The sequence below is a fragment of the Nostoc sp. CHAB 5715 genome (assembly GCF_020829685.1).
In the GTDB taxonomy this organism is placed as follows: domain Bacteria; phylum Cyanobacteriota; class Cyanobacteriia; order Cyanobacteriales; family Nostocaceae; genus Nostoc.
The window spans coordinates 1-5,367 of record NZ_JAIVFR010000512.1; the positions used below are offsets into that span (position 1 = coordinate 1).

At 42.2% G+C, this 5,367-nt stretch carries 8 protein-coding genes; 4 read left to right on the plus strand and 4 right to left on the minus strand.

Translation table 11 applies throughout. From position 1 onward, the window contains the following. A partial coding sequence (locus LC574_RS24680) for a helix-turn-helix domain-containing protein (RefSeq protein ID WP_229456185.1) occupies positions 1-435 on the plus strand: 435 nt, incomplete at its 5' end. Between the two features lie 107 nt (positions 436-542). After that, complete coding sequence (locus LC574_RS24685; RefSeq protein WP_229456192.1) at positions 543-1,355, plus strand: class I SAM-dependent methyltransferase; 813 nt, start codon at positions 543-545, stop codon at positions 1,353-1,355. Positions 1,356-1,476: 121 nt separating this feature from the next. Here LC574_RS24685 and LC574_RS24690 read toward each other — a convergent pair whose 3' ends face one another. Beyond that, entirely contained in the window at positions 1,477-1,794 is a 318-nt protein-coding gene (locus LC574_RS24690; RefSeq protein WP_229456186.1) for a type II toxin-antitoxin system RelE/ParE family toxin, read from the minus strand. Further along, positions 1,785-2,057, minus strand: coding sequence for a CopG family ribbon-helix-helix protein (locus tag LC574_RS24695; protein WP_229456187.1), 273 nt, complete (start codon positions 2,055-2,057; stop codon positions 1,785-1,787). Before LC574_RS24695 ends, LC574_RS24690 begins: the two co-directional genes overlap by 10 nt. A 226-nt stretch (positions 2,058-2,283) precedes the next feature. Here LC574_RS24695 and LC574_RS24700 point away from each other — a divergent pair, with 226 nt between their 5' ends. Continuing rightward, a complete protein-coding gene (locus tag LC574_RS24700; RefSeq protein ID WP_229456188.1) occupies positions 2,284-2,490 on the plus strand; it encodes a hypothetical protein in 207 nt (68 codons plus the stop codon). 146 nt (positions 2,491-2,636) lie between these two features. Here the strand turns inward: LC574_RS24700 and LC574_RS24705 are convergent, their stop codons facing one another. Then, positions 2,637-3,938 carry a dihydrolipoamide acetyltransferase family protein gene (locus LC574_RS24705; protein WP_229456189.1) on the minus strand — a complete coding sequence of 434 codons (1,302 nt, stop codon included), beginning with the start codon at positions 3,936-3,938 and terminating at the stop codon, positions 2,637-2,639. Between the two features lie 500 nt (positions 3,939-4,438). On the opposite strand from LC574_RS24705, the gene LC574_RS24710 reads away from it, so the two are divergent. Next, positions 4,439-4,957 (plus strand): hypothetical protein, encoded by a 519-nt coding sequence (locus LC574_RS24710; protein WP_229456190.1) that lies wholly within the window; start codon positions 4,439-4,441, stop codon positions 4,955-4,957. A 55-nt stretch (positions 4,958-5,012) separates the two neighbouring features. On the opposite strand, the gene LC574_RS24715 is transcribed toward LC574_RS24710, so the two are convergent. Next, on the minus strand, positions 5,013-5,367 hold a 355-nt coding region (locus LC574_RS24715), incomplete at its 5' end, for a YlqD family protein (RefSeq protein WP_229456191.1).

Below are 5,367 nucleotides of genomic sequence, written 5' to 3' on the forward strand. Positions count from 1 at the left end.
GCAATTTCGATAATAGGTAAACTATATGGTGAATCAGTTGCTATTGCTCTAGCAGCCCATCTCCTCAAAACTTATTCTGAAACACGGCAACTAATTGCAGAATTTGAGGTTAATCTTTCTAAGCGTCAATTACGGCAGGTAATTGATTATATTTATGACAACTTAGCACTAGAATTAACGCTGGTAGAACTGGCTAGTCTAGTGAATATGAGTTCTTATTCATTCTGTCGTTGGTTTAAACGTTTAATGGGTCTTTCTCCACATCAATACGTCATTCAATGTCGGATTGAGCGAGCTAAATTTTTACTCACTTATACTCAATTACCTATTATCGAAATTGCACTTCAAGTTGGCTGTTCTAGCCAAAGCAACTTTAATACCATTTTTCGTAAGCATATAGGAATCACACCCAAAGCATATAGAGGAATGATATAAATTTTGGGATTTTGCAAGATTTAAATATTTTGAAAGCAAGTTTTCAGAAGACAAAAGTTTCACTCACAATTTATTCTCATAATTGACCAGTGAAAATCGAGAATATCATGCAAAATAGCCAATACGAACAACAGTATAAGAAAAAAGTAATTGATTTCTTTGATAGCAGAACTAGCTATGACAACGATTACACAATTCATCGCGCTCTCCCTCTACTAGATTTAGTTCAATTGCAAAAAGGACAAAAAGTATTGGATATGGCAACGGGCACAGGTATCATTGCCATTGCTGTTGCAAAAATTATCGGTTCTGAAGGAAAAGTAACTGGAGTAGATTTTTCTTCAGGGATGTTAAATCAAGCACAACAGAAAATTGAAGAATTAGGCTTGCAAAATATCGAACTTATTGAAGCTGATGCTGAGTATATTGACTTTAATGATGAGAGTTTTGATGCTATTCTTTGCTCTACAGCAATAGTCTATTTTAAAGATATTCTTGCTGCTCTACGTAAATGGTATCGTTTTCTCAAACCAGGGGGAGTCATCGGTTTTTCTTGTTGCTCTGAGCAATCATGTGAAGCGCCAATCATAATTGAAATTTGTGGCAAACATAATATTTTCTTGAAAAATATCAATGAGCCAACAGGCACTCCTGAAAAGTGTCATTATTTGCTTGCAGAAGCTGGTTTTAAAGATATTGAAGTGAAGACCCAACAACTAGGTTTCTATCGCAATCTAGAGCAAGCTAAAGAATGGAATGGAGGATGGTTTCATCCTAGAGAAAACCCCTTGTTACAGGTTTCATCAGAGCAAATGGCACAATTAAAAGCAGAATATAGTCAAAAAATTGAAGCAGAAGCAACTGAACAAGGAGCTTGGTACGAAAATTTGACTTTTTTTGTAACTGCTCGAAAGACATGAAGCAAGTAGGATTAGTGTGCAACTGAGCAAAAGAAGAATTTTGTACTAGTACACTCTGGCGGAAGTTTGCCTGTTTTTAACAAGCGGCAGATAACAGCTTAAGTTATTCACCTGTGCGATCTCACTCCTCGTCTATGACCGATTCATCTAAAATACGATCGAGATCCCGCATTCCAGGGAGAATCCGCAGAATCTCCAAGCGCGTATCCTGAACTCTGTACACCACCACGTAGGCAGTCTTACCAATTGGCGGTGTCACTAATTCCCTAGTACCAAACACCCGTCCTGATTTACCAAGGTTCGGCATTACCAGCAACTTATTGATAATTTGCTGTAGACGTGTGGCCACCTCACGAGCATATGACGGGTCCGCATCAGCAATGTAGTCACGGATGCTTGCTAGGTCAGAAACAGCAAGCTCAAGAAAAACTAAACGCATGGAGATGGTTTTTCATTCTCCATTCCCCAAGTGTCGAGCCAAGCAGACACTTCTGAACCTTCAATCCATTGAGCTTGTGGGCAATCAGCAATTTTCACCGCCTCTTCAATCATTTGGATTTGCCAGCTTGACTGTTCCACGTACAAGGCGATCGCCTCTGCCGCCAACCAAGACTTACTACGCCGTGTACTTTTAGCAAGGGCATCCAACTTCGCCTTAATCTCTGGCGTTAATCTAACGGTAACAACTTCGCTTTGAGACATGAAAAACTCTCCTTTTAATCACTCATTTTAGCTTGATGTATACGATGTATACAAGCGAATCATACAAAGGTTCACAATTGCAAATTTGACTGATGGCGTTTAGACTGCGATCGCCTTAGTAAAAATGCTCCAAAGTTTATCGGTAAGAGGAACACTTCAGAACTTCTGTTGGGTAATCTAGTAGCAGAAGCGAATTCTCAATTGAGGGTAATTGAAAGCTAGTGGAATGTTTGCAGTTGATAAGTCGCTCTCAGAAATGATTAGTTATCCCAAAGGTGAGCAAGTCAGACAATTTATGCAAGAGACACTTCAAGGTTGTAGACGTTACACCATCAGTTTTTGGGAGAGTGGATATGCATACGATCTAGGTTATACTCAAACTGGCGATCGCCTTGGATTTAAGCATCGGTTTTGGTGTGAGTACAACCCATAAAGCGATCAACGAATATATCAAGAGTCCAAAATCATTCTAGTTTGGACAGAAAAATTATGTGTAAGTATTATTTATTGTTAGCGCTACTCTACGAAAAAGGCTGTTCGCTCATAGCGCTAACATTTAAATTTGGTGTTTTTTCAAAATTACATTGTCAAAGATTGAGGATTTGTCTCAATCAATTTCGCTAAATCTTGCAAGAACGCCGCAGCATGAGCACCGTAAATAATCCGGTGGTCAGAAGTAATATTTACTTGCATTTGTTGCCGCACGCCAAATAAACCGTCGGGTGTTGCTACTACTTGCGGACGGGATGCCCCGATCGCTAAAATTGAACCTTGTCCAGGCGGTAAAATCGCATCAAATTTATCTACGCCAAACATCCCCAAATTGGATAGTGTAAAAGTACCACTGTTGTATTCTTGGGGCTGTAGTTGTTTTGCCCTGGCACGTTCTACCAAAGACTTCCAAGTACGCGATAGAGAATAAATATCCACTGCGTCTGCATTTTGCAGCACAGGTGTAATTAATCCGCCATCATCCATCGCTACTGCTACAGAGATGTTGATATCAGAATGATAAACAATACCCTGGTCTGAGTAGCTGGCATTTAACAATGGGTGTTTTTGTAAAGTCACCGCGACAGCTTTCGCCAGTAGGGCTGTCATTGTCACGCCTTTGGATTTAATTTGTTTATAAAGTTTGTCTAACCCATCAGTGGTAATTGTATAACCGACACGGAAGACGGGCACGGATATGGTAGCTACCATGTTCCGCACTACGGCATTTTGGAAGGTAGTTAAAGGCACGATTTGACCAGGAACAGCCGCTACCACTGGCGCGGGTGCGGGTGTGCGAGGTGCTGGAGGTGCAACTGGGGCGCTGGTTGGTACAGGTGCTGGTGGGGCAACTGGGGCAGGGGCGGGTTGTTTACCCTTATTGGACAATGCTTCTACATCTTCGGCGACAATGCGACCGTGGGGGCCACTGCCTTGGAGAGTAGTTAAATCAACTTTGAGTTCTTTGGCTAATTTGCGGGCACGGGGTGAAGCTACAAGCCTTCCTTCTTTGTGGTTAGACCCGTTTTGAGACGCTAAGGCAGGTGTGGCAGCTGAAGCTGTGGCGGCGACTGGTTCAGGGGAAGAGGTAGTAGTAGCAGCCACGCCGCCGGAATTGGCAAGAGATTTTGCACTTTCAATTTCAACTTCCGTTTCGGCGATGAAGGCGATCGCAGATCCTACGGGGGCAGTTTCACCAGCTTCAACTATAATATGGGCAAGAAATCCCTCATAAAAGGTTTCTACATCCATATCTGCCTTATCTGACTCTACAACCACCACTGTTTCGCCTTTTTCCACTTTGTCCCCTGGCGATTTCACCCAGGAAACGATTTTGCCTTCGGTCATGGTGGAACTCAGCGCCGGCATAAATACTTCGTGAATGCTCATAGGGTGGTTTGGGAATCAATGGTTTATGGACTTTAACAGTTTTTATCAGATCGAATTGTATCTTGGTGGGAGAGTTTTGGACTGGAGATTTTATATTTTGATTGGGGAGTAGGGAGTAGGGAGTGGGGAGTGGGGGAGATGAGGGAGATGAGGGAGATGGGGGAGATGAGAGAGATGGGGGAGAGTTACTAACTTTTGACTCTTAAATCTGGACTTTTGATTCTTTACCCTTAACTCTTGACTCCAGGAACCTAAATATGAATTGGAGGTCTATAATACAGAGCTATCCTCAATGGTTAGCGAATATCTCGGTCTCGTTTTAGTGGTTGACTTGGAACAACCATCATGAGTTTCTCACGGATTAAATGGGATTGCTATTTATATTCCTCATAACCACTACTTCAAATACAAGAGCTTCTCACAGGTAGAGGATATGGGATGCAGTTCAATCTAGAATTCAAAATTGGTCATAAACCTATTTGAAATTCCTGTTTACTTTTATGTCGGCAAAGTTGAAATTATTTTTGATTGTGATACTAAGTATCTTTGCCACTGCTGGCGCTGGAGTATATTTTACCCACCAGCAATCTGCACCCATTGTTGAGACTAGTGATGCACAAACCCAGCAGGTGGGAGCAATACATCAGTCTCAAGAGGTTGTGGCATACTCAGAGCGTTCCGATTATAAAACCATACCTTTAGAAAAGCTCAATTCATCTCTCCAAGGTAGCGATCCTGCTACCCTCGCCCTGAATGCCTTTGACGACATAGGAGCAGTGGGAGGAAGGCGAAAGGTAGAGGTAGCTTATCCACAACGAAATCAGGCCCTTGTGACGATTACGCAAATCAAGGGGGGTGATGATTCAGTTGGTATTAAATATCGAGTTGAGATGACTACTTTTGGGCGATCGCTTTTTATTAGCTCACCTCCAGTCTGGCAAATTGTTTGGGCTGGCTCCCAGGTGGAATGTTGGGCTGGAAGCCGCTCCCAAACAAAGTTAAATCACATCTGTGATTAGTCATTGGTCATCGGTCATAAAACAAATGACAAATGACAAATGACAAATGACAAATTTAAATGTCGCCGCGAATTTCTTCTACAACGCCATCGCGCAGAACGATTTCGACTTGCATTTTGCTAATCAGGTTATCTCCCGTTTCTACCCGGAAAAAGCCTTCCATTTGGAATTGGTTGACTTCCTGATCTTGTTGGAGAAACTGCACTTGCTGGAGGTTTTGCAGCAATTGATTTTTCTGCTCTAGAAATTCACTTTTCTTTTGATTGACTTGGAGTTGGATATTGTCAATTTGTTGGAGGGTCTGGGGGCCAGGTGGTTGCAGACTCTGCTTTTGAATTGCAGCGATCGCTCTTTGTCCTTCTACGTCTAGCTGTTGCAGTTGCTGGTCAAGTTGATTGATTTGCGTTTGC